Genomic DNA, 21,679 nt, shown 5'->3' with positions numbered 1-21,679 from the left:
GCCGAGGCGACGATTTGGTCCGCCGCGGACCCAAACAGGAACAATGGAAGGATCCCGAATGTTCAGCTTGGAAGGGAAAAACGCGCTTGTCACCGGTGCCACCGGTGGGATCGGCGAAGCAATCGCCCGGTCGCTCCATGCACAGGGCGCAACCGTCTCCTTGTCCGGCACGCGGGCTGAAAAGCTGGAAGCGCTTGCTGCTGATCTCGGCGAACGCGCCTATGTGACGCCGGCTAATCTGTCCGACCGCGCGGCTGTTGATGCCTTGTTGCCGGCGGCTGAAGAGAAAATGGGCTCTGTCGACATCCTGGTGAACAATGCCGGGATCACGCGCGACAACATCTTCATGCGCATGAAGGATGAAGAGTGGGATCAGGTTCTGGAAGTGAACCTGTCGTCCGGCTTCCGTCTGTGCCGCGCCGCAATCAAGGGCATGATGAAGCGTCGGTCCGGCCGCATCGTCGGCATCACGTCCGTCGTCGGCGTCACCGGAAACCCCGGTCAGGTCAACTATGCGGCGGCCAAGGCCGGCATGATCGGCATGTACAAGTCGCTTGCCCGGGAAGTCGCCAGCCGCAACATCACGGTCAATACGATTGCGCCCGGTTTCATCGAAACGGCAATGACCGATGCGCTGAACGACAAGCAAAAAGAATCGATTTTGACGAGCGTGCCCGCAGGGCGTTTGGGCACTTCCGCAGAGATTGCCGCAGCCGCCGTCTACCTGGCCAGCGATGAAGCCGCTTACGTGACCGGGCAGACCCTGCACGTTAATGGCGGCATGGCTATGATTTAAAAGGAATTTTTGCCGAGCAGGCAAAAAGAATCCGGGCCGCTCACAAGCGGTCTGGATCGGCTGGTAAAGGTCAACAAAGTGTGTTACCAACCCGCCGATTGTTTCGAATTGCACAGTTGGCCAAATAAACTGGCCTGGTGTGCGGCGACATCTTAAAGACCGCGAGTTCGCGCCACCGCTTGTTTGCAAACCGGATGGGGGCAGTTTCGCGAGTGACGAATAGATGAAAACTAAGGAAGTGAAAGATGAGCGATATCGCGGATCGGGTAAAGAAAATCGTCGTTGAGCACCTCGGCGTAGATGCTGACAAAGTTGTTGAAGGTGCAAGCTTCATCGACGACCTGGGCGCAGACAGCCTTGACACGGTCGAGCTGGTCATGGCGTTCGAAGAAGAATTCGGCGTAGAAATCCCGGACACCGCAGCAGAAACCATCCTGACCGTTGGCGATGCTGTCAAATTCCTGGAAGCCAACAAGTAAGGGTAACCCCTTTCTTGTGAATGTTTGAAGATCGGGCCGGCGGGGCGAAACCCCGCCTGGCCCTTCCAACGTAAGTGCGGGTGTATGAGGCGAGTTGTCGTAACTGGGTTGGGCATGGTGACGCCGCTTGGCTGTGGTGTCGATGTCACTTGGAAAAAGATCCTTGAAGGACAGAGCGGGGCCAACAAGGTCACGAATTTCAAAGTTGACGATCTGGCCTGCCAGATCGCATGTCAGATCCCGCGTGACTCGTCCGTTGAAGGCGCGTTCAATCCGGATGACTGGATGGACGTCAAGGAACAGCGCAAGGTCGATGATTTCATCGTCTACGCGATGGCGGCTGCCGATCAGGCAATGGCCGATTCCGGCTACAAGGCCGAGACTTACGAACAACAGGTACGCTCTGGCGTTTTGATCGGCTCCGGCATCGGTGGTCTTCAGGGCATCGAGCAGGGCGCCAATCTGTTGGCCGAAAAAGGCCCGCGCCGCATTTCTCCGTTTTTCATTCCCGGCCGTCTGATCAACCTTGCCGGCGGGTATGTCTCGATCCGTCACAGCCTGAAGGGCCCGAACCACGCTGTCGTGACCGCGTGTTCGACCGGCGCGCACGCCATTGGCGATGCATCGCGGTTGATTGCCTTCGGTGATGCGGATGTCATGGTTGCCGGCGGTACGGAATCTCCGGTCTGCCGTCTTGCACTCGCGGGCTTTGCTGCCTGCCGTGCGCTTTCCACGGCTTTCAACGACACTCCCGAAAAAGGTTCCCGCCCTTACGACGTCGCCCGCGACGGCTTTGTGATGGGCGAAGGTGCCGGTGTCGTCGTGCTCGAAGAATACGAGCATGCAGTTCGCCGCGGCGCAAAGATCTACGGTGAGATCATCGGTTACGGCTTGTCCGGCGATGCTTATCACATCACCGCTCCGTCCTCCGATGGCGATGGTGCCTACCGTTGCATGGAAGCTGCGCTGAAGCGCGCCCAGGTCACGCCGGCCGACATCGACTATGTGAATGCTCATGGAACCTCGACGCCGCTTGGCGACGAGATCGAACTTGGCGCTGTCACCCGGCTTGCGGGAGAACATGCCGCCGATCTGACAATGTCATCGACCAAGTCCTCCATCGGTCACCTTCTCGGTGCTGCTGGTGCGGTCGAGGCCATTTTCTCGGTTCTGGCCATGCGTGACGGTATGGCTCCGCCGACGATCAACCTCGATAATCCGTCTGTCGAGACGGTTATCGACTTGGTGCCGCACAAGCCGAAGAAGCTGGATATAAATGTCGCCCTTTCGAACTCGTTCGGCTTCGGCGGCACAAATGCCTCGCTTGTCTTCCGCAAAGTTGCCGCATAACCCATTCAAGTTCTTCAGGCCGGTCCGATTCTCTCGGGCCGGCCTGAAACTTTGATTGTGACAACTGGTCCGTTTGAGCCTAAGTCAGGGATTTGGGGGCTCGATCTTGGAGGTGCGACCCAATATGCGCATTAAGCCCAAAAGCCCGCGTGAAGCCTTGCAGCCGGAACCGGCGCCTGCGCCTCCGCAACGCTCCAGGCATGTACGCAACCCCTTCGTCATTCTGATCAACATGGTCATCACGTTGACCGTGTTCGGACTTGCCGCGTTCGGGGGCGCGCTTTATTTCGGCAAACAGAAATTCGAGGAAAAGGGCCCGCTGCAGAAGGACGCCACCGTGGTGATTTCTTCAGGTGCCGGGCTTTCGGGTATTACCGACAGGCTCTCAGGGCAGGGCGTCATCAGCGACAATCTGCTGGACGAGTGGATCTTCAACCTGGGCATCCGCTTCTACAAGAACGCCACCAAACTGAAAGCCGGTGAATACGCTTTTGCGCCCGGCGTCTCGATGCAGGAGATCATGACCGATCTGGTGGAAGGCAATGCCGTCACCCATTCGGTAACGATCCCGGAAGGCTGGACCACCGCCCAGATCATCGAGCGCGTGCGCGAGCACCCTGTGCTTGTAGGCGAGATTACCGAGGTTCCGGAAGAAGGTGCACTGCTTCCCGAAACCTATACCTTTGCACGCGGTGCCTCGCGCCAGGAAGTTCTCAACCAGATGAAAGCGGCGCAGTCCAAGCTGCTGAGCGAAATCTGGGGACGCCGGACGGAAGGCCTGCCGGTCGAAACGCCGGAAGACCTGGTCATTCTCGCGTCGATCGTGGAAAAGGAAACAGCCCTGGCAGACGAGCGACCGCGCGTCGCCGGTGTTTTCGTGAACCGTCTCAACAAGAACATGCGCCTGCAGTCCGACCCGACGATCCTTTACGGTCTTTATGGTGGTGAAGCGTGGCTCAAGGACCGCTCGGCAATCAAGCAATCCGAGCTGAAGGCGGACAACAAATACAATACCTACCAGATCGACGGCTTGCCGCCAGGACCGATCGGTAATCCGGGTCGCGCGGCCATGGAAGCGGTCGCCAATCCTTCCCGCACGCAGGATCTCTATTTCGTGGCCGACGGAACCGGTGGCCACATCTTTGCCGAGACCTACGAGCAGCACCAGGCAAACGTCCGCAAGTGGCGTCAGGTGGAAAGAGACCGTCGTCAGGCGGAGCAAAACCAGGAAACGCAGCCAGCCACATCCAATTGACCGGAGCCCGCCTTTGCGGCGGGCCGGTGGCGGCACATTCGCAAAGGGGGGCACATGGCACTTGCCAGCATGACGGGCTTTGCACGGGCCCTTGGAGAATCCGGACCGGTTCGCTGGACCTGGGAACTGAGATCTGTCAACGGCAAGTCCCTTGACCTTCGTATCCGCATCCCGACGGGTTTGGAGACGCTCGAACCGAAGATCCGCGAGCGTTGCGGCAAGCTTCTTCGGCGCGGAAATGTTTCCGTCGGGCTGTCCATGCAGAGAGACCCGTCCGAACAGCAGCTCCAGGTCAATGAATCGGCTCTTGAAGCTGTCCTTGCGACAATCGATCTCCTCAAGAACCGGGTACCTGATCTTGCTCCGCCGTCGCTTGACGCCATTCTGGCGCAAAAAGGCGTCTTTGAGCTCAAGGAACCCGAAGAAGACGAAGCGGTTCAGGCAGCGCTTCACAACACTCTACTGACGACCCTGGATGCTGCGCTGATTGACCTTGTCGACATGCGCCACAGCGAGGGGCAGGCAATTGGCAAGGTGGTACGAGATCAGATCGACAGGATCGCCGAACTGACCCAGGCCGCCGAGGATCTGCCTGCGCGCAAACCGGACGCCATAAAGGCACGGCTGAAGCGACAGCTCGCAGAGCTGATGGATGCTTCGGACGGTCAACTGGATCCGCAGCGCGTGCATCAGGAAGCTGTCTTTCTGGCAACCAAGGCTGACATCCGTGAGGAGCTGGATCGCCTGCATGCCCATGTGGCAGCCGTGCGTGAATTGATGGACACCGGTGGAGCAATCGGAAGGCGCCTGGATTTCCTGGCTCAGGAATTTAACCGGGAAGCCAACACTTTGTGTTCAAAGTCCAACGACGTGGACCTGACAGCCATTGGGCTGGACCTGAAGTCCGTTATCGATCAAATGCGTGAGCAGATACAGAATCTGGAGTGAGCCACATGACCGACGCACCTGCCGGTACCTCAACGGGAACCACTGTCAGTGCGGAGCAGGCCGAGCAGCAGCGCCGTGGCCTGATGCTGGTGCTGTCGTCACCGTCCGGAGCCGGAAAGTCGACGATCGCGCGCCTGCTGCTGCAGAACGAAGACAATCTTGCCCTGTCGATCTCCGTGACCACGCGGCCACGCAGGTCTAGCGAAGTTGACGGCGTGCACTACCACTTCATTGATGCCGGCAGGTTCGAGCAGATGCGCGAGCACGATGAGCTGCTGGAGTGGGCCGAGGTGCATGGCAACTACTACGCCACACCGCGTGGACCGGTCGAAAATGCTATTGAAAATGGCAAGGACATCCTGTTCGACATCGATATTCAGGGAACCTTCCAGCTCTATGAAAAGATGCGTGACGATGTCGTTTCCATCTTCATTCTGCCGCCGTCCATCGCGGAAATGAAATCACGGCTGAAGCGGCGTGCTGAAGATGAGGACACTGTTATCCTCAAGCGGATGAAGACTGCAGTTGGTGAAATGCGCCACTGGTCGAAATACGATTATGTTGTGGTGAATGACGATCTGGAACGCGCTTACGAAAACGTTCGTGCAATCCTGAAAGCAGAAAGACTGAAGCAGTTCCGCTCGCCGAAAATCGGTCCGCTCATTCAGGGCATGGTCGATGATCTGGAAAACGAGCTGGCCGAAAAATCCTGACGTCTCAAGCGCTGTTTGGACTGGCCATTCAGCGTCAATAGAAGCTAGGAAGACGAAGAACCTGCACCTGCGACATGAGCTGTATCCATTTGCTCTGCTCGAGAGGCTGTTTCTGAAAACCTCTGCCGAAAGAGCTTGGCGACGCGATCCTTGACCTCCGACAGCATCGGGTGGAAACGCAGTCTTTCGTGAAAGCTCATCCATGACTCTCCCTGAGCGAGTGGGGAGGTGGTCAGGCGCGTCAAACCCTCCGTTTCCGCGATCCAGTCCGGTAGAACGCCCATGGCATGTCCGGCGTTCAGAATATTGCAGAGCGATATGGAATTGTTGACGGCGTAGCGGCATGTCTTGCCCAGCAGAATGGCGTTGAGCAACTGCGAGGACTTGAGCCGCGCCCGGCTGCCGCAATATCCCGCCCAGATCTGTTCCTGCCAGGTCGAGGGGTCAACTGCGTCCGGCCGCTTTCGGCAGTAGTCCTTTGAGGCGTAGACGTGAAACTGGATCTCACCCAGTTTCTGGACAATCAGGTGCGGATGTTTAGGCTGTCTGTTCCCGATGGCGATGTCGGCGGAGTTCCGGCTGAGATCCCAGAAGGCATCGTCCGCGAAAAATTCTATCCGGACACCGTCAAGACCATCGGTTATCTGGTCGACGTGCCGTGTCAGATAATGCTGCCCCCATTCACCGAGCGTGATCCTGCAGACCTGCTCTTTTGAACCGACCTTTTCCAGATCAACCGCGCGCCTGAAGTCCGCCGCTCCGCGTGCCATGGATCTGGCAATCTTGATCAAACGCCGCCCACCGCCCGTCAGTTCGTAGCCGGTCTGGCGTCGATCGAACAATTGTACGTCCAATTGTTCTTCTAACCGGGCAATATGGCGGCCGACGGTTGGTTGTGACAGGCAAAGAACCTGGGCGGCCTTGCTGAGGCTCTGATTCTCGGCAACAGCAAGAAAGACGCGTACGGCATCCCAGTCAAAATCGGTTTCATTCATTTTTGAATGATATCATGCAGCATCATTCAATTACATTCTAAAAAGGTTCTGACATCTTCTGCCCGTCATCAACGGGAGATGAGACAATGGTCAGCTTTTTAAGGGTCCTGTTTTCAAGAAAACGACACGTTTGGTACACCGGTCCGGACAAGGCTGACCGAAGAAACCAAATGCCGGATTGGATGATGCGGGATCTCGGGTTGGATAACCCGGACAACCTGAAAGCTATTCAGGCGGGCAAGTGCCGCAAACCGGAACTTTCCAGCATCCTGCCAGTCGTCAAACTACCCGAGCGGCCCTGAACGTGTTGGCAAGTTCAACGAACCCGGCGATGTCGATTTCTTCGGCACGGGCGGTCGGCTTCAACCCGGCCTTTGTGACGAGGTCTTCTGCGTCCGGTGTCAGTGACTTGAGGCTGGCACGCAGCATCTTGCGTCTCTGGCCAAAGGCCGCAGCGGTAATCTTTTCAAGGGCTTTCAGGTCGCAGGGCAGGGGCGAAGGATTTGGCGTCAGATGAACCACAGCCGACGTCACTTTCGGGGGCGGCGTGAATGCCTTTGGGCTGATGTCGAACAGGATCCCGCCCTTGCAGCGCCAGCCTGCCAGAACTGCAAGCCTGCCATAGGCCTTGGACGCGGGGGGCGCGCTGATCCGCTCACCGACTTCCTTCTGGAACATCAGCGTCAGCGACGACCAGAATGGCGGCCACTGCGGTGTCGTGATCCAATTGATAAGCAGCTGGGTGCCAACGTTGTAAGGCAGGTTCGCGGCAATGCGGACCTTGTCTCCTCCAGTCAGGGCCACCGGATCGATTTCAAGGGCATCGCCTTCGATGACTTCCAGGCGCCCCGGATAGTGTGCCGAGATTTCGGCAAGAGCCGGCAGGCACCGGCTGTCCTTTTCAATCGCGATCACCCGCTTCGCTCCTGCGGCCAGCAGGGCACGGGTCAGCCCACCGGGACCAGGGCCGACTTCCAGAACGGTGCAATCTTCAAGACTGCCCGCAGATCGGGCGATGCGAGAGGTGAGATTGAGATCGAGAAGGAAGTTCTGTCCCAGCGACTTTTTCGCATTGAGACCATGAGCGGCGATGACGTCGCGCAACGGGGGCAGGTCGTCTATCTGAGCCATTGATCGCTATCGCCCTAGAACCGCTCGGGGTTGGCAAGCACATCCGCCATGCGCAAGGACGCAGCGAAACTGTCGACCCGGGCGGTGCCGGTTCCAGCCAGGTTGTATGCCGTGCCATGGTCGGGAGAGGTGCGCACGAAAGGCAGGCCCAGCGTGACATTGACACTCTCATCGAAACCGATGGTCTTCGCCGGTATCAACACCTGGTCGTGATACATGCCAAGCACGCAGTCATAATGCTGCCGTGCAGGCGGGTGAAACAGAGTGTCGGCTGGATGCGGACCTGTCGCCTCGATACCCATCGCTCGCAGGCGAGAAATGGCTGGCTCTATAATGTCGCGGTCTTCTGTTCCCATCGAGCCGTTTTCACCCGCATGAGGGTTCAGCCCGCAAATCGCCAATCGTGGCGACGTGTAGCCAAACCTGGTCTTGAGGTCGCGTGCGGTAATTTCCGCAGTCTCAACGATAAGTTCAGTCGTGAGAGATGTCGGAACATCGCGAATTGGAATGTGAATGGTGACCGGAACCACCATCAACTCCGGTCCGGCAATCATCATCACGGGTTTTGCCGGTTCTCCGGGCCAGTGCATCTCTGCAAGGGAGCCCAGATATTCCGTATGCCCGGGGAAGGCGAAGCCGGTTCGGTAAAGCGCAGCCTTGTTGATCGGACTGGTCACGAGGGCGCAGGCATGGCCGGACTTTATATCGTCGACACATCCTTCAATAGCAGCAACAACGGAAGCTGCCGTTTCAGGTGCTTCCACACCCGGCTGGTCGGGTAGGGCCGGCCCGGTCTGTACAACTGGCAAAGCTTTGGTGAAAGTCGCAACGGCTTCGTCCTGCGCCACCAGCCTGAGCCGCGCGTTCAGACCCATTTTCTGTGCACGTTCGTGCAGCAGGGCTTCGTCACCGCGAATGTAGAATGGCGGCAATCCGAGAGCTTTGCGATTAGCCCATGCAATCAGAGCCAGGTCCGGGCCGATCCCGGCAGGTTCTCCCATACTGACGGCGATCGGCTTCTGGTTGGAGCGCATGCAGGATCAGCGATAAATGATGGTGGAACGACGGCGGATTTCCAGAAGATACCGACGGGACTGGCTTTCGCCTTCCTTCTGTCGCAGCTCGTTTTCAAGTTCCGTGCGAACGGCTATGTCCGACGCGATTTCGCGTTTTCCGCAAACCGCGATCATTTCGTAACCGACGGGCGTGGTGGAAGGTTTCGTCAACTTGCCCGGTGTCATTTTTTCGATTTCGGCGCGCATGTTTTCCGGAAGCTCGGTTTCGAGCCGGCGTCCGATAGGCTGCACAACCACTTCGCTGTATTTGCCGAGAATGGCGCCGGATTCATCGCAGCCGTTGAAAGCAGCCCGGATCTGGTTGCTCTCGTTCTTGCGCTTGGACTTGAAGCCACCGGAAGAGTTCTTCGGTACCACGACAATGACCCTTTTGAGGTCATATTCCACGGACTTCTGACGGTCTTCCTCGTCGGTCTTCTTCAGGGCCGCGATCACGTCGGATTCATCCACTTCGATCCGGCCACTGAAACGGGACCGCAACACCTGGTTCCAGGCAAGCTGCGCCTTGAGGCGTTCCTTCAAGGTATCCGGCTGAACACCGCCACTGCGAAGCGCCTTGGAAAGCTGGGCCGGAGACATCTTCACATTACGGGCAATGTTGTTGAAAGCGTTGTCGACTTCCGACTGGCTGACGTCAACGCCGACACGCTCGGCTTCGGCAAGTTTGACCTGGTCGTCGACCAGCTCCTCTTCCGCCTGCTTTTTGGCGATGGATGCGGACTTGCGCTGGGTCATTGTAATCAGCCGGGCGCGTTGGCTGATGTCGTAGTCGGTAATCGGCACATCGTTGACGATGATCTTGATCGCTGCATGGGAAGGCGTTGCCAGCGGCGCTGCCAGGATCAAAGCTAGTCCAAAGAATACCGGAACGATACGAAGTCGCATTGAATAACCATCCGTGCTGGCTTGAGGCCAAACCGAAGTTCGTTGTTTTATGACATGATGTTTCGCATATCATGCCCGAAATTTCAAAGGTTCCACGCATCATGCCTTTTTTCATGGCGGCATGATGACCTACGGTCAGTCAGATGGCCTAGTTGAGAGCGCCGCTTGAAACCTGTGTCGTGCCGATGGTCCTCAACCCGATGCGGAAATAAAGCGTCCGGTTGACGTCATCGCCATCGTTGCGGCTGCGGTCTTCAGCATAGGTGACGGAGAGCGAAAAACCTTCGTCGTCATAACCGATCCCGAGACCGTCCTGCACGATGTTGCTGTTTTGCAGATCGTATCGCATGGAACCGAAAATGCGCCAGTTTTCCTCAAGGCGAAGGCTTGCGGAGCCTAGCAGTTCCTCTCGCGGGTCATCGATCCCGACATCCGGCTGAGCGTTCAGGAACGCATAGGCAAGGGAAGACACGACCGGGCCGTAGATACCGCTGGCCTGTGCCTGTATCCGGTTCACGGTGAAATCTTCCTTGTCGAGCCGGGCCTGGGCGCCGACCTTCACACCGTATTGCGTGTCCAGATAGAGGCTGCCGACGTAATCGGACAAGGAAGTTTCCAGACCGGAATCCTGCGTCGCACCGAGTATGTCCGGAATGGCATAGGAGTTGTCGCCGGCAAGCTGATAGGACCGACCGAACAGGCCGCTGACATAGTAGCCACTGTCCAGTTGCAGCTTGTAGTTCAGGCCGACGTTAAGACGTGTGCCGCCTTCGGCGCGGTCAAAGCCCGAGAACTTGTCGTAGTCGAACAGGGTCGTCGTATCAAAGACGATGCTTTGCGCGTCGTCGTTCGGCAGTTCGCCGATCCGCTGCTCGTTCGGACGGGCCACAACCTGGGCGACGGGCTCCAGGATCTGGTTGCCGCCGTTGAAGGTTGCAATGAACGGATAGCGGTATTCCAGGCCGATAGCAGGCATCGCACGGCCGACGAAACTTTCTCCTGTGAGAGCGGTCACGTCAGAATCCGGTGAGGCAAGAAAGAACAGGTCACCGCGCATATAGGCAAACGGCGTGAACGACTGTCCAAGCGGATCGATGAATGTGCGGCGCCAGTTCCCCTTCACGGACACGCGCGAGAAGGTGCCGTCGATACCACGGAATTTCGCGGTTGTGCCGCCATCAATGGAGAAAGCATCCGTTTCATCGCGTGTCAGCGAGGTGAAGTTGGCAGTCAGTGCCAACTCACCGGCGAGGATCGGATCCGCGAACACATAGTCATAGTCGATCACGGGCAGAACGAGCGGCTGCTTGTCCTGCAGGGAGCTGCCGACCGGAGAGAAGCCATTGGCGTTGAACTGGCTGTCCGTATAGTCCTCCTGGGAGATCTGATACGCATAGGCTTTGACAGACAGCGCGTTACGGTCGGTCTTGCCTTCCAGGTAGATCGTGGAGGTCTCGCCGTTGTCGCCAAAACTGGTGAACGAGTAGTCCTTGAAGAACTGACGGTCACTCTTGTAGGTCAGGTTCCAGCCGAGGGTCCAGTCGCGCGCAATGCTGAAGGAGGCGGTCGAATTGACCGCACCACGCCAGCGATCGTCAGCGCGGTCCGTCGTGAAATTGCTCGGCTGTGCCTGAAACAGGCCAGCCGCAGAAACACTCACTTCGCCAGCGGCAAACCGATGACGATATTCGACATCGCCGAACACGCCCTGCTTGGTGAGTGGCGTCAGAATGGTCGTCACATCGTAATAGGGGCTGAGCGCCCAGTAATAGGGAACGCTTACGCCATACCCGAGTTTGTCGGACACAATGCCGCTGGGCATCAGGAAACCGGACTTTCGGGTGACGGACGGATCCGGCATCGACAGATAGGGCAGGTAGGCAATCGGCTGACCGTAGACCTCGAAGGCGGCGTTCTCGAACCGGATGATCTTTTCCTGCTGATTGTGGATGATCTTCTCGGCCCGCACGCGCCAGAGCGGCGGCTTGTCCGGCGGGTTGGTCGGTTTGGTGTAGACCGTATAGACGCCGTTATCGATGGTCGTGATGTTGTTGCCTTCGCGCCGGGCTTGCTCGGCCAGGAAGCGTGTGCGCCGCGTCGTGTCGATCTGAAGGGCACGTGCGAAGCCTTCTGAAAAGTCCTCGGACAGAACCATTTCTTCCGTGCGCACGACATTGCCGTTGGATTCGATGAAGATCACATTGCCCGACGCCTTGAGCTGCTGGCTCTTGCGGTCGAAGACAACCTGATGCGCCTGCACGGTGCTGCCGTCGTAGTAGACCTGCACATCTCCGGTCGCGACGATGAGATCGCGGTCGAAATCGTAGGTGATCTCACTTGATTCAAGCAGGAGTTCGGCATCGGGATCGACTTGACCGGCCAGACCTGCTGTCAGGTCCTGTGCCGCGGCTGGTGATCCGTACCCATGGCAAAGGGTTGCTGCAATGGCGCACAAGCTCGCCGCAGCCAACAGTCTGCCTTTTTTGGCCCAAGTCTCTGTTGTCAGAAAAACCGGAAAAGTCATCGCTTTACCCGTCTTCCTGATTCAAGAGAATTGTCAAACCCATGAGTACTCCAAATATTCCCGGCGCCCAGGCCGCCACCAAGGGAGGGACAATACCCGCACCCCCGAAGTCCTTGGCAAGTTCGGTTAGAACGTAAAGCACGAACCCGGAAAGGATTCCACCCAGAATCATACTTCCCAAACCGCCAAACCTCGAAACTTTAAGGGAAACCGCCGCTGCGATCAAAATCATAGCGACCAAAAGAAGCGGGCGGGCGAGGAGAGTCTGATACTGCAAATTGTAGCGATAGGCAGGTAACCCAGCGTTTCTGGCCAGTTCGATGAAACGAGGCAAATTCCAGAACGAAATCGATTCGGGGGATCCGATGCTTTCACGAACTTCAGTCGCAGTCAGGAATGTGCTGATCTGATATTGCCCGTAAGGCTGTGGATCCTGTTCGGTCGTGTAGACGATGGCATTGTCCAGGTACCAGATCTGGTCTCCAAGCCGCGCTTCGTCAGCTTCGATCCGCTCGCGGAAGGTACCGTCCTTGTCGAACGTGAAAATGGTGACGCCCTGCAGCAGCGTGCCGCCTTCCAGCAATTGCTTGGCAAGCAAAACTGATTCTCCGTCCAGGCCGTCCTGCCGAACCCAAACGTCGTTCGAGGACTGCAAAAGGAAACTCTGTTCCGAGCCGAACAAACCGGCAGCTGCCTCGTCCGATTTCTGCTGAAACCAGACAGCCGCAGGATTGTAGACAGTGATGGACAGGATGCCGAGAACGATCCCGACAAGGATGGCGGGAAGAGAAAACTGCCAGACCGAGATGCCGGAAGCCCGTGCCACGACCAGTTCCAGGCCTCGGCTTAGCGTCACGAAGGCAGCAATTGCACCGAACAGGACGGTGAAGGGAATGACCTGTTCCAGCAGCAGAGGCACCCGCAAGGCCGAGATCATGGCAACGCGCAGGACGGAAAATCCTTCGCGGTCACCACCGCGTCTAACCAGTTCCAGGACGTCGAACAGATAGATCAGGACGGCGGCAAACAGGAAGAGACCGAGGATAGCCTTCAGGAAACGCCCTGAAAAATACAGCGACAGGGTCCGTCCAAGGATCATGCGACGCCTCCCGGCTTGCGACCGTTCAAGCGATCACTCAGTGCATCAATCCTGTCCTGAACGGAATGTTGCAGATCGACCAGCCAGCGTGGCTGCGACCCGCCTTGTTCGCGGAAGATGGAGACGAGGGCGAACACCGCGCCCGCAACGGGAACAATGTAAAGCAGGCTGAGAAGCGCGGTGGAACCACCGGAAATGGCGGTTACGCCGAAGCCCGTGGTCCTCAACAGGACACAGGAACAGATTGCCCCGAGCACGGCGAACCCGCGCCCCTGGCGTGTCGTTCTGGCCTTGCCGAGAAACGCGAACACGATCAGGCCGAAGGAAAGGCAGTAAAGCGGCTGGCTGAAGCGTTCGTGGAGTTCCTGCGCCAACTTGTCCGGATTCTTCAGCGCATATTCGTCGTTCCTGCCTGGTGACATCAGGTTGAGGGTGGTCCGCTCACTGGCTTTGAACACTGGCTCGCCGGCTTCAGGAATAAGGTTCGACAAATCGAATGCATAGGACTGGAAGCGAACGATCGAAATATCGCCCTGCTGTTTTGGACGTCTCTGAATTGTGCCGTTCTGCATGACAAGAAGCGTGCGATCGGCAGCTTCAACGATCAGCCCGGTGTCTGCCTGATAGGTAAAGGCCGTCTCCGGGTCGCGGGTGTCGTGCATCAAAAGACCGTCAAGAGTGCCTTTGCCTGAACGGTTGCGGATATGGAACGTCAATCCGTCCTCGACGGTGATGAAGCGGCCCGGCTTGACGATGTTGGCAACAAGGTCTGCGCGCACGCGGGTAATCTCGGTGCGTAGCTGAGCCAGTCCTGTCGGAGCCACATAAAGTGACATGCTCGCGGTCAACAACATGACCACGAAGGCAAAGAGCATGACCGGTTTCAAGACAAGGAACCTGGAGCCGCCACTGGCATCGATCACGATCAGCTCACTGTCGCCCGACAAGGAGTTTAGAACCAGTATCAGCGCGATCATCAGGGCGAACGGAGCCACGATGACGATCAGGAAGGGCAGGGCAAGCATGGTTATGCCAATGAACTGGACGATGGTCTGACCCTTTGAGGTCACCAGGTCCAGTTGGCGCAAGGCCTGGGTTGCCCAAACCACACCCGTCATCGCTGCAATCGTGAGGGTGAAAGCGTAAACAGTCCGGCGGATGATGTAACGTTCAAGCGTTTTCATAACGGTGCCGGTACATGTCCCTGCAAAAATGACGATAATCGGCCTGAGACCGAATAACACGGAATGTGGTGAATGGCTCATGAATAAGAATGGTAAATATACATTAATTTTTGTCGCCCTTGCCGAAAAGCTGTTGAAACCCCATGATTTGACAGGAAAATCACAATCTACGGGTTAGGGCGCCTTTTCTTTCCACTGCCCAACCGCTCCAACCAGAAAAACCAACGGGACCGAAGCATGACCAAGCTTGCAAAACTGAACTTCTCCAAGGCCGAAACGCCGAAGGGTGGGGTGGCCGTAATCCTGGCCGGTAGCGACCTTAGCCTTGGGCCGGTTGCTGCAGAAGTTGTCTCGGGTCTCGAGGGAGGCTTGCAACGTTCGGCCGGTATCGCAGGTTTCACCGGGAAGAAGAAGGCAAGTCTTGATCTGGTCGCTCCTGCCGGATCGGGTCTCGACCGGCTGATCGTATTCGGCGTTGGCGATGCCGGCGAGCTGACTGGCGACGATTGGCGGGCTTTTGGCGGCGCAGTATTTGCAGAATTGCAGAAGACCAAGGCAGACGCAGCAACGGTGCTTCTGGATGTCCCGGGCGATGCAGATCCGTCTGGAGTATTGGCAGCAGAGTTCGCAATGGGCGTGAAGCTGCGGGCCTATGCCTTCGACACCTACAAGACTGCCAAGAAAGGCGATGACAAACCCAAGAACATGAAGGTGACCTTGGCCGTTGCCGATCCCAAGGCATCAAAGAAGGCCTGGTCTTCTGCTGAAGCTATTGCCGACGGCGTGATTTTGGCCCGCGACCTTGTGAACGAACCGGCGAATGTGCTGGGTCCGGTGGAGTTTGCCGAGAAGGCCAAGGAACTGACGGCCCTTGGTGTCGAAGTCGAGGTTCTCGGCGAAAAGGAAATGAAGAAGCTTAAGATGGCTGCTTTGCTTGGCGTGTCCCAAGGCTCGACCCGCCCACCGCAGCTGGCCGTGATGCGCTGGAACGGAGGCAAGAAGGGCGAAGCTCCGGTTGCGTTCGTTGGTAAGGGCGTGGTGTTCGACACTGGCGGCATCTCCATCAAGCCGGCCGCGGGCATGGAAGATATGAAAGGCGACATGGGCGGAGCTGCCGCAGTCATCGGCGCCATGCATGCGATCGCGGGGCGCAAGGCCAAGGCAAACGTGATCGGTGTCATCGGCCTCGTCGAAAACATGCCGGACGGTAACGCGCAACGACCAGGTGACATCGTCACGGCCATGTCCGGAACCACGATCGAGATCCTGAATACCGATGCGGAAGGCCGTTTGGTTCTTGCCGACGCACTTTGGTACACGCAGGAAAAGTACAAACCGGCGATCATGATCGATCTGGCAACGCTCACCGGTGCCGTGCTTGTCGCTCTCGGCAATCTGAATGCCGGTCTCTTTTCCAACAACGACGGTCTGGCCGACAAGCTGTTGTCATCTGCCAAGTCGAGCGGTGAGCCGCTTTGGCGCCTGCCGTTGTCGAAGGAATACGACAAGATCATCGACACGCCCAACGCAGACGTCAAGAACACCGGTGGCCGCTGGGCCGGGTCCATCACCGCTGCCCAGTTCCTGCAGCGTTTCACGAATGACGTGCCCTGGGCGCATCTGGACATCGCCGGAACCGCATTCGGCGCTCCGAAGGACGATATCTGCCAGAGCTGGGCTTCGGGCTATGGCGTGCGTCTGCTCAACCAGCTTGTCGCGGATCACTACGAAGGCTGAGGTCCATCTTGGCGTCCTTCGCATTTTCTACTGGTGGAGGGCGCCAGGACTGCAATGCCGCTGGGCAAAGAAAAACCCGCCGGGAAGGCGGGTTTTTCGTATCTGACTGTCGACCCTGGATCAGCAGGTCTTGTAGGTCTGGCAGGCCGTTGCCGGTTCAACCAGAAGACCCATGCCAAGTGTCGCGCCTGCAACGACAGCAACCAATGCGAAAAACACAACGACACGCGCAAGCATTCACCAAATCCCCTTTTGCGCCGGCTCGGGAAAACCGCTCACCAGCCAAATTTTTTGATCCATGGCCAAATCAAATGATCATTGGATCGTCCCCGGGGACGAACCCTAGCCAATCGACATTTTCGAAGGGTTAATGATACGAGTCTTATGGCCTGTCCATGTCATGTTTGCCGTCGGGGGAATTTGAACAGGCAAGTGTTGCAGGCCTGCACCACATTCCGGCATGGCGGTGGAAAACGGAAAGCGAAGGTACAAGGATGTGTCTAGACAGGGTCCGGCATGAGCGTTGAAGTTGTATTCTATCACCTTTTGCACAAGCCGCTGGAGATGGCTTTGCCGCAGCTTTTGCAAAAGTGCCTGGAGCGGGATTGGAAAGTTGTCGTGCAAACGGGAACCGAGGAGCGATGCAGCGCCCTTGATGCCCATTTGTGGACCTTTACCGACGACGGTTTTCTGCCACATGGCACCAAGGCAGACGGTTACGCCGAACATCAGCCGATATATCTCACGTCCGAACAGGATAATCCGAACGAAGCCGACGTGCGCTTCCTGGTGGACAGGGCAGTACCGCCACCGCTGAGCGCCTACAAGCGGGCGATCTACATGTTCGATGGCAACGATACCGAGGCTGTTCAGGAAGCGCGCAATCGCTGGAAGGAAGCCAAGGCGGAAGGGTTTGAAATCGCTTACTGGCAACAGACCGAAGCCGGCGGTTGGGAACGCAAGGCCTAGGCCGTCACAGACACTGCTACAGGCGACAATCTTTTAAAAAGTGAGACGCGCATCGGTGCGCGATGCCGATATTGGAGGAAAGCCTTATGAAGAAGCTGAAGATGTCATCGGCCGACATGGTCGCCAAAGCCAAGGCACGGATTGAGGAAGTCGACACCGACGCTGCCATTGCCTTGGTAGGAAACCCGGATGTGGTGTTCGTAGACCTGCGAGACGTGCGTGAACGTCAGAAGCTCGGGTTCATTCCGGGCAGCATTCATTGCCCACGCGGCATGATCGAGTTCTGGGTGGATCCGGAGAGCCCCTATCACAAGGAGGTCTTCTCGCAGGAAAAACGCTTCATCTTCCATTGCGCCGCAGGTTGGCGCTCTGCACTCACTGTCGCGACGCTTCAGGATATGGGCTTTGAAGCTGCCCATCTGACAGATGGGTTCGCAGACTGGGTCGAGAAGGGCGGTCCTGTCGAGCAAAAGGACTGAAATAGACCGCCCCGCCGTATTGGTGCTAGTTGGACGTCGAGATCAGGCGCAGTTCATCCGGATCGGCGTCCGAACCGTCCGTACCATCGTCGTTGCCGGCGGTTTCATCGGGGTCAATCGGGTCTGTGCCGTCGTCCGGGGTCTCGGTTGCTTCGCGGATTTCATCAATCTTGCCGTCGTAATCGCCAACCCCGAGAACCTGCTTGGCCCAGTCGAGCATTTCCTCGTCGACGTAGTCGTCGCCATATTCCCGGACGCGGTTCTCGTTTGCCATCGCCAGAAGTGCTTCTTCCAGCGCTTCGTCAGAAACATCAGCGGCCAGCCCATCCAGGCCGGTCTTTTCCGTTTCGTAGTTGGTTTCAGCCGTTTTGAAATCCGAATAGGCGTCGCTCTGAAGAGCAGTTTCAAGCGCCAGTCTTTCGGTTTCGAGAGCGGTCAGCTCGTCATCTGACAATTCAGCCGTATCCAGGCTTTCAAGTTCGGCAAGCCGGTCTTCGAGCTGTTGCGAGGTCAGGCCTTCGTAGGCGAAGCCATCATAGCTGTCCACGTCTTGAAGCAACCCGTCGAACAGCGTACGTGCGGTCAGGAGGTCCTGTTCAAGGCCTTGCAAATCTGCGGAAAGCCGCTCGTAGGCAAGGCTGTCATTTATGTAGGCCTGAATGGCTGCCAGATGCGGGTCGTTGGAATTAATATAGGCGTGGTAATTGCGATTGAGGGAATTCAACCGGCCAAGCTTTGCATTGAAGTTCTTCGGTTTGCCTGCAGGGCTTGCCTGTGGGGTCACGGCAATGCTTGCCAGTGTCGCGCGTTCAGCCTTTGGAAGCCGATGGCTCGCGGTGCCACTATTGCCTCTGGAGGCGGTCTGACGCTTGCCGGAGTTCTTTGAATTTTCGGTTCCGAATACGGAATTCAGAAAGCCGCCGAGGCCTTTTCCATTTCCGTTGCCGTTGTTCGACTTGGCCTGCTTGGAACCATTGCCGCGGTTGAAGATCCCAAGGCCCTTGTTGCCGTTGCCGTTGCCGTTGGAAGCGGAGTTCCCACCGCGGTTGGAGTTGCCGCTATTGCCCTTGTTGCCGGAATTTCCCTTGTTGCCGCCACCATTGCCGCCGGAATTTCCGCCGCCGCCACCGCCATTGCCGTTTCCGTTGCCATTCTTGGCGAACGCCTTGTCCACATGGAAGGAAAGCGAAGGCACATCCGGCGACAGGGAAGGGGCAACGACAAGCGCTGTTGCGCCAAGGAATAGGGTGACGGTTCTGGAGAGAGACATTACGTATCCTGGTCTGAAGCGTGCGAAAAATCGAGCTTTGCGAAAACGCCCGCGGTAACTCCGCAAACGTGCCCGCAGTGTCTGAATGTTCACTTACGACAACCCGTCAGACTTTAATTGGTTTCACTTCCGACAGGAATTTTTCGGTCGAAAAACCGCAATTCAACTCAGACGAGCGAGCAGTTGCGGCACCTTGCCGATGTGGTCCAATCGGTAAAACCGGTCATGGCCACGTGGCTCGTCCGCCTCTTCCAGTGCCCAGGTCAGGTCATAGGGCACGTGAGCACCGTATGCTCCTGCGTTCAGCGCAGGCAGGATGTCCGATTTCAGCGAATTGCCGATCATAAGCGCTTCACCCGGGCCACTGCCGTGACGCGAAAAAAGTGAGCGGTATGTCTCGTCGGTCTTTTCAGAGACAATCTCGATTGCGTCGAAATAGACATCGAGGCCGGAGGCAGTCACCTTGCGTTCCTGGTCGAACAGGTCCCCCTTGGTGATCAGGACCAGCTTGAAAGACGCCTTCACTTTTTTCAGCGTTTCTTCGACGTAAGGGAGAGGCTCGACGGGATGGGACATCATTTCTCGCCCGGCTTCCAGGATTTCGGCGATGACATCGGCGGGCACCTGCCTGTCGGTGACGTCGATCGCTGTCTCGATCATGGAAAGGGTAAAGCCCTTAACGCCGTAGCCGTAATGCAGGACATTGCGTTTTTCCGCGGCCAGCAGCCGCTCGGCCAGGTGATCCTTGTCGGTGTAGTCGCCGAGCAATGCGGCGAACCGTTCTTCCGTCAGCCTGAACACCCGTTCGTTGTGCCAGAGCGTATCGTCTGCATCGAAGCCGAGTGTCGTGATCTTGGCCATCAGGAAGCCTCCTCGAATTCGGCGGAAAGCTCCAGCCATTCCTCTTCGGTATTGATCAGCTTCTTCTCGCAGAAGGCCCGTTCCTTGGCGAATTTCGCAGCCCGTTCGGGTTCCCTCGTGAAGAATTCCGGATCGGCAAGGGCTTCGTCCAGCTTGATGATCTTTTCCTGCAGGCGCTTCATTTCCTTTTCAGCGGCATCGATCTTCTGTTTCAACGGTTTCAGAAGTTCGCGTTTGACAGCAGCATCGCGGCGTTTTTCTTGCGCATTTGCCTTGTCAGCTTCCGCGGCGGCCTTGTCACGGGCTTTCTGAACCGCCTCGGGACCTTGCAGGATCAGTCGGCGATAGTCTTCCATGTCGCCGTCATAGGGTTCCACCTTGCCGTCTGCCACCAGCCATAGCCGGTCGGCGCAAGCCTCGACGAGATGCCTGTCGTGGCTGATCAGCACCACGGCTCCCTGAAAGTCGTTCAGCGCCATCACGAGCGCTTCCCGGCTGTCGATGTCGAGGTGGTTGGTCGGTTCATCGAGGATCAGCAGATGCGGACCGTCAAACGTCGCCAGCCCCAGGAGGAGGCGGGCTTTTTCACCACCAGACAGGTCTTTCGCGGGCGTGTCCATCCGGTCGGTCGGAAGACCCATGCGTGCGACACGAGCCCGAACCCTTGCCTCCGGCGCATCCAGCATGAGGGCACGCACATGCGCAACGGCGCTTTCAGCAGGCTTGAGCTCGTCAAGCTGGTGCTGCGCGAAGAAGGCGATTTTCAGCTTTGACGCCTTGGTGATCTCACCATCCATGGCGCCCAGGCGTCCGGAAATCAGTTTGGCGAATGTCGACTTGCCGTTGCCGTTGGCGCCCAGCAACGCAATCCGGTCGTCGGTGTCGATATTCAGCGTCAGCCGCGACAGGATCCTGGTATCGCCATAGCCGGTCGCCACGCCTTCGAGTTTCAGGATGGGCGGTGCCAGCTGGCTGTCCGGATCGGGGAAATGGATCGGCTTGCTGCTCTCATCCGTGAGGGCGGCAATCGGCTGCATCTTTTCAAGCATTTTCAGGCGTGACTGCGCCTGCCGGGCCTTGCTGGCCTTGTAGCGGAACCGGTCGACAAACGCTTGCATGTGCTTGCGCTGGGCGTCCTGCTTTTCCTTTGCCTTTTCGGCAAGGATCATCGCTTCGCGACGTTGCCTGTCGAAACTGTCATAGCCACCGGAGTAGTAAGTCATCTTGCCCCGGTCGAGATGGACGATGCTGTCGACAGCCTTGTTCAGAAGGTCTCTGTCGTGGGAGATAAGAAGCACCTGATGCGGGTAGCGGGCAACATAGTTTTCCAGCCACATCGTGCCTTCAAGATCGAGATAGTTCGTCGGCTCGTCGAGCAGAAGAAGGTCGGGTTCGGAAAAAAGAACCGCAGCCAGGGCAACGCGCATGCGCCATCCGCCCGAAAACGACGAACACGGCCTTTGCTGCGCGGCGGCATCAAAGCCAAGGCCGGACAGGATCGAGCCTGCCCTGGCTTCAGCCGTGTGGGCGCCGATGTCGGCGAGCCGTGTGTGGATTTCGGCAATCCGGGCCGGGTCAGTCTGTGTTTCGGCTTCTGCCAGCAGCTGGCTGCGTTCCTTGTCCGCGGCCAGCACCACTTCCATCAGGGTTTCTTCCGTCCCCGGTGCTTCCTGTGCGACCTGACCGATGCGCGCGCGCTTCGGGATCTGCACTGAGCCTGTCTCGGTGGAAAGATCCCCGGTGATGATCTTGAACAGCGTTGATTTGCCCGCACCGTTTCGACCGACAAGACCTGTCTTGGCCTTGCCGGGAAGCGTAACGCTGGCTCTGTCGATCAGGAGGCGGTCTCCGATCCGATATGTAAGGTCCGTAATCTGCAACATGAGGCGGATGTTTGGCGGAGCGTCCATGCGGATGCAAGTGGAAAG

General features: G+C 57.6%; 20 protein-coding genes. 10 read left to right on the top strand and 10 right to left on the bottom strand.

Translation table 11 applies throughout. The features are described 5' to 3' along the window. Positions 1-58 precede the first annotated feature (58 nt). The 6 genes from fabG (at position 59) to gmk (ending at position 5,541) form a co-directional block, all read left to right on the top strand. Complete coding sequence (gene fabG / locus HCG46_RS19095) at positions 59-796, top strand: 3-oxoacyl-[acyl-carrier-protein] reductase (protein ID WP_031270724.1); 738 nt, start codon at positions 59-61, stop codon at positions 794-796. Between the two features lie 245 nt (positions 797-1,041). Next, a complete protein-coding gene (locus tag HCG46_RS19090) occupies positions 1,042-1,275 on the top strand; it encodes an acyl carrier protein (protein WP_006931822.1) in 234 nt (77 codons plus the stop codon). 84 nt (positions 1,276-1,359) lie between these two features. After that, positions 1,360-2,625: a beta-ketoacyl-ACP synthase II gene (fabF, locus tag HCG46_RS19085; protein ID WP_031270725.1), complete on the top strand. Its 1,266-nt coding sequence runs from the start codon at positions 1,360-1,362 to the stop codon at positions 2,623-2,625. A 124-nt stretch (positions 2,626-2,749) separates the two neighbouring features. Next, positions 2,750-3,880 (top strand): endolytic transglycosylase MltG, encoded by a 1,131-nt coding sequence (gene mltG, locus HCG46_RS19080; RefSeq protein WP_023003969.1) that lies wholly within the window; start codon positions 2,750-2,752, stop codon positions 3,878-3,880. A 54-nt stretch (positions 3,881-3,934) separates the two neighbouring features. Then, positions 3,935-4,828 (top strand): YicC/YloC family endoribonuclease, encoded by an 894-nt coding sequence (locus tag HCG46_RS19075; protein ID WP_168687083.1) that lies wholly within the window; start codon positions 3,935-3,937, stop codon positions 4,826-4,828. A gap of 5 nt (positions 4,829-4,833) precedes the next feature. Then, the gene (gmk, locus tag HCG46_RS19070) at positions 4,834-5,541 is read left to right on the top strand and encodes a guanylate kinase (RefSeq protein ID WP_023003971.1); all 708 of its coding nucleotides are present in this window, start codon (positions 4,834-4,836) and stop codon (positions 5,539-5,541) included. Between the two features lie 44 nt (positions 5,542-5,585). Here the strand turns inward: gmk and HCG46_RS19065 are convergent, their stop codons facing one another. Continuing rightward, positions 5,586-6,536 (bottom strand): LysR family transcriptional regulator, encoded by a 951-nt coding sequence (locus tag HCG46_RS19065; RefSeq protein WP_168687082.1) that lies wholly within the window; start codon positions 6,534-6,536, stop codon positions 5,586-5,588. An 86-nt stretch (positions 6,537-6,622) separates the two neighbouring features. Between HCG46_RS19065 and HCG46_RS19060 the strand changes: the two genes are divergently transcribed. Beyond that, the gene (locus tag HCG46_RS19060; RefSeq protein WP_168687081.1) at positions 6,623-6,838 is read left to right on the top strand and encodes a hypothetical protein; all 216 of its coding nucleotides are present in this window, start codon (positions 6,623-6,625) and stop codon (positions 6,836-6,838) included. Here the strand turns inward: HCG46_RS19060 and rsmA are convergent. The 6 genes from rsmA to lptF form a co-directional block, all read right to left on the bottom strand. Beyond that, positions 6,816-7,667 carry a 16S rRNA (adenine(1518)-N(6)/adenine(1519)-N(6))-dimethyltransferase RsmA gene (gene rsmA, locus HCG46_RS19055; RefSeq protein ID WP_168687080.1) on the bottom strand — a complete coding sequence of 284 codons (852 nt, stop codon included), beginning with the start codon at positions 7,665-7,667 and terminating at the stop codon, positions 6,816-6,818. The two genes, HCG46_RS19060 and rsmA, sit on opposite strands and share 23 nt — an antisense overlap. Before the next feature lie 14 nt (positions 7,668-7,681). Next, the gene (pdxA, locus tag HCG46_RS19050) at positions 7,682-8,701 is read right to left on the bottom strand and encodes a 4-hydroxythreonine-4-phosphate dehydrogenase PdxA (RefSeq protein WP_168687079.1); all 1,020 of its coding nucleotides are present in this window, start codon (positions 8,699-8,701) and stop codon (positions 7,682-7,684) included. Between the two features lie 6 nt (positions 8,702-8,707). Next, on the bottom strand, positions 8,708-9,628 hold the full coding sequence (locus HCG46_RS19045) for a peptidylprolyl isomerase (RefSeq protein WP_075281556.1): 921 nt from the start codon (positions 9,626-9,628) through the stop codon (positions 8,708-8,710). Positions 9,629-9,776: 148 nt separating this feature from the next. Then, complete coding sequence (locus tag HCG46_RS19040; RefSeq protein ID WP_035907990.1) at positions 9,777-12,098, bottom strand: LPS-assembly protein LptD; 2,322 nt, start codon at positions 12,096-12,098, stop codon at positions 9,777-9,779. Between the two features lie 58 nt (positions 12,099-12,156). Further along, positions 12,157-13,251 (bottom strand): LPS export ABC transporter permease LptG, encoded by a 1,095-nt coding sequence (gene lptG / locus HCG46_RS19035; RefSeq protein ID WP_023003977.1) that lies wholly within the window; start codon positions 13,249-13,251, stop codon positions 12,157-12,159. Then, complete coding sequence (gene lptF / locus HCG46_RS19030) at positions 13,248-14,435, bottom strand: LPS export ABC transporter permease LptF (RefSeq protein ID WP_023003978.1); 1,188 nt, start codon at positions 14,433-14,435, stop codon at positions 13,248-13,250. The genes lptG and lptF overlap by 4 nt, the downstream gene beginning before the upstream one ends. A 237-nt stretch (positions 14,436-14,672) precedes the next feature. Between lptF and HCG46_RS19025 the strand changes: the two genes are divergently transcribed. From HCG46_RS19025 to HCG46_RS19015, 3 genes are all read left to right on the top strand, one after another. Continuing rightward, positions 14,673-16,172, top strand: a complete 1,500-nt coding sequence (locus tag HCG46_RS19025) for a leucyl aminopeptidase (RefSeq protein ID WP_168687078.1) — start codon at positions 14,673-14,675, stop codon at positions 16,170-16,172. Between the two features lie 516 nt (positions 16,173-16,688). Continuing rightward, the gene (locus HCG46_RS19020; protein WP_168687077.1) at positions 16,689-17,141 is read left to right on the top strand and encodes a DNA polymerase III subunit chi; all 453 of its coding nucleotides are present in this window, start codon (positions 16,689-16,691) and stop codon (positions 17,139-17,141) included. Positions 17,142-17,227: 86 nt separating this feature from the next. After that, positions 17,228-17,620, top strand: coding sequence for a rhodanese-like domain-containing protein (locus HCG46_RS19015; protein ID WP_168687076.1), 393 nt, complete (start codon positions 17,228-17,230; stop codon positions 17,618-17,620). A 25-nt stretch (positions 17,621-17,645) separates the two neighbouring features. On the opposite strand, the gene HCG46_RS19010 is transcribed toward HCG46_RS19015, so the two are convergent. The 3 genes from HCG46_RS19010 to HCG46_RS19000 all read right to left on the bottom strand — a co-directional run bounded on the left by HCG46_RS19010 (position 17,646) and on the right by HCG46_RS19000 (position 21,634). Next, the gene (locus tag HCG46_RS19010) at positions 17,646-18,890 is read right to left on the bottom strand and encodes a hypothetical protein (RefSeq protein WP_168686713.1); all 1,245 of its coding nucleotides are present in this window, start codon (positions 18,888-18,890) and stop codon (positions 17,646-17,648) included. A 162-nt stretch (positions 18,891-19,052) separates the two neighbouring features. Continuing rightward, positions 19,053-19,751: an HAD family hydrolase gene (locus HCG46_RS19005; protein ID WP_168687075.1), complete on the bottom strand. Its 699-nt coding sequence runs from the start codon at positions 19,749-19,751 to the stop codon at positions 19,053-19,055. Then, a complete protein-coding gene (locus HCG46_RS19000; RefSeq protein WP_168687074.1) occupies positions 19,751-21,634 on the bottom strand; it encodes an ABC-F family ATP-binding cassette domain-containing protein in 1,884 nt (627 codons plus the stop codon). The genes HCG46_RS19005 and HCG46_RS19000 overlap by 1 nt, the downstream gene beginning before the upstream one ends. Positions 21,635-21,679: the final 45 nt, after the last annotated feature.

It is taken from the genome of Labrenzia sp. PO1, from assembly GCF_012273635.1.
GTDB classification, from domain to species: domain Bacteria; phylum Pseudomonadota; class Alphaproteobacteria; order Rhizobiales; family Stappiaceae; genus Roseibium; species Roseibium algicola.
This window is presented reverse-complemented; position numbering and strand designations above follow the sequence as displayed.